Raw genomic sequence first — 2,238 nt, 5'->3', positions numbered from 1 at the left:
GGCCAGATCGATGCCGCGCTTCAGGTCCATCGGGTTCATGCCGGCGGCAACGGCCTTGTGGCCTTCCTGGACGATCGACTGTGCCAGAACGGTTGCGGTCGTGGTGCCGTCGCCGGCGATGTCGTTGGTCTTCGAAGCAACTTCGCGGACCATCTGCGCGCCCATGTTCTCGAACTTGTCCTCAAGCTCGATTTCCTTGGCGACGGTGACGCCGTCCTTGGTGATGCGCGGGGCGCCGAACGACTTGTCGATGACGACGTTGCGGCCCTTGGGGCCGAGCGTGACCTTCACCGCGTCGGCGAGGATGTTGACGCCGCGCAGCATGCGCTCGCGGGCATCACGGGAGAATTTTACGTCTTTGGCAGCCATTTTTAGCTCCTGGCAAGGGCTTGGAGTAAGCCCGGGAATTCAGTTGACGGTGAGGCCGATAATCAGCCGATGATGCCCATGATGTCGGATTCCTTCATGATCAGAAGGTCTTCGCCATTGAGCTTGACTTCGGTGCCCGACCACTTGCCGAACAGGATGCGGTCGCCAGCCTTGACGTCCAGCGGGACCAGCTTGCCAGCTTCGTCACGAGCGCCGGAGCCGACAGCGATGATCTCGCCTTCCTGCGGCTTTTCCTTTGCCGTATCCGGGATGATGATCCCGCCGGCGGTCTTGGATTCGGATTCGACCCGGCGAACGACCACGCGGTCATGAAGCGGGCGGAACTTCGACTTTGCCATTTTTTCTTCCTCGATGAGAACGGTGAGAAACAGTTCCTCCATCCGGCGGCGCCGGACCTATGGTTAGCACTCACCAATGGAGAGTGCTAACGTGGCGCTGAAATAGGCCGCCGACCTTTGAGAGTCAAGGTGCGCGAAGACTGCGATGCGCGCGAAATTTTTCTCATGCTGCCGCACGATTTCAGAAAGCCTGGGTTGCGCGCGCCCCGGCTTGAAACGCCGTCCTGCTGTCTTCAGTGTCTTGGCGCTCGCAGCACCAACAGCGGGCATCGCTCGGCAAGCCCATAGCTCCCGGTTAAAGCGATGCGGACATCGCCAAAGAACGCTTTCGCCTCGCTCACCAGTGTTGTCGCCGGCGCGAAGCTGTAGATGGCCGGCGAGTTCCGATAGACATCGATGGTGCCGATGGTGGGCAGGTCCCAGCCCGTGCGAGCCGAAAGCTCTTCGCGGTCAGGAAACAACGCATCGAAACTTTCCGCGATCGTCCTGACCGGAATGGCATGGTCGGGCGCATCGCCCGTCGCGGTCATGGCGACGCGCCATTTGAGTTCATGGAAGGTCGAGACACCGCCCGACAGTGCAAACGCCGGCAGCGCCGCCGGGTCTTCCGGTGTTTCCGGACCGGCAAAGAGACGCAGTCCCGCGCGGCCGTCGGTGCGCAGTACGCCAGCGATTGCCGCAAACAGCGCCCGGCGCCCGGTTGAAAGGCCGAGCGCCGACAGGCAGCCGTCGCCGATCACCGCATCGATGCTTGCGTTCGACACCGGCAAGTCGAGCCAGTCGCCGTTGATTGCCTTTCGCAACGCGGTGTCGCCTGGCCAGATACCGGCGATCATGTCGGAAGATTCGTCAACGGCCGTCATCGTCGTCCCGAGCCCGGCGAGTTCCGGCGTCACGCCAAGCAGAACGACGTGCGCCTTCGAAAGGTTGAGCTCGCGCTCATAGGCCTCAACCGCTTCAGCCGGCGGCCGCAACGGTGGTCCGAGCAACTGCCAGTGCCCTCGAATGGCATTCCAATGGTCGGTCATCCACAGCCCCAAGCCGGCATTGTATTTGCAGCTATAATCGAGGACGCTAATGAGACCAAGCGGCATGACACGCATCGCGGTTATTACGCATGAGTTCGACAGGTTCGAACGCTGGCGCGGCCCGCTGTTTCGCCGCGGCAGTTCCTATATGCTTTTCGATCTGCTGAAGGAACTGAAGCGACGCGGTCATTCCGTCCGCATAATCGCCGGAACGTCGGCAAAGCCGGAGGCCGACATCGCGGTGCTACACGTCGATGCGACCGTGACGCCACCCGAATATGTCGAATACGCACGCGCTTTTCCCTTCTGCCTGAACATCGGGGCTGCCGACATCTCCAAACGACGCGTCAGTGGCGCCTTGATCGGCAAGGATGACGACTGGCAAGGGCCAGTCATCGTCAAGAGTAATCTCAACAATCTCGGGGTGCGGGAGCAGGCGCTCAACCGGCGATCGCTGCGTGCCGGAAAGCCGAGGCCGTTTC

General features: G+C 61.6%; 3 protein-coding genes and 1 pseudogene. 1 reads left to right on the top strand and 3 read right to left on the bottom strand.

What is annotated here, in order from left to right:
• From EN935_RS32145 to EN935_RS32135, 3 genes are all read right to left on the bottom strand, one after another.
• On the bottom strand, positions 1 to 369 hold a 369-nt coding region (locus EN935_RS32145; protein ID WP_281040379.1), incomplete at its 3' end, for a TCP-1/cpn60 chaperonin family protein.
• 62 nt (positions 370 to 431) lie between these two features.
• Complete coding sequence (gene groES, locus EN935_RS32140; protein WP_006203049.1) at positions 432 to 728, bottom strand: co-chaperone GroES; 297 nt, start codon at positions 726 to 728, stop codon at positions 432 to 434.
• A gap of 233 nt (positions 729 to 961) precedes the next feature.
• The gene (locus EN935_RS32135) at positions 962 to 1,822 is read right to left on the bottom strand and encodes a class I SAM-dependent methyltransferase (protein WP_245489107.1); all 861 of its coding nucleotides are present in this window, start codon (positions 1,820 to 1,822) and stop codon (positions 962 to 964) included.
• Here EN935_RS32135 and EN935_RS32130 point away from each other — a divergent pair.
• Positions 1,821 to 2,238 (top strand): annotated as a pseudogene (locus tag EN935_RS32130) (glycosyltransferase family 4 protein); the annotation flags it as partial. The gene EN935_RS32135 and the pseudogene EN935_RS32130 overlap by 2 nt on opposite strands.

Origin of the sequence: Mesorhizobium sp. M7D.F.Ca.US.004.03.1.1 (genome assembly GCF_003998635.1) — a bacterium.
GTDB classification, from domain to species: Bacteria; Pseudomonadota; Alphaproteobacteria; order Rhizobiales; family Rhizobiaceae; genus Mesorhizobium; species Mesorhizobium loti.
The sequence above is the reverse complement of the archived record's forward strand: the minus strand, read 5'-3'. Positions and strand labels throughout refer to the sequence as shown.

What these genes read in the sequence shown, in the direction of transcription:
- groES (WP_006203049.1), bottom strand. Translation starts at nt 728, where the DNA reads ATGGCAAAGTCGAAGTTCCGCCCGCTTCATGACCGCGTGGTCGTTCGC.
- EN935_RS32135 (WP_245489107.1), bottom strand. Translation starts at nt 1,822, where the DNA reads ATGCCGCTTGGTCTCATTAGCGTCCTCGATTATAGCTGCAAATACAAT.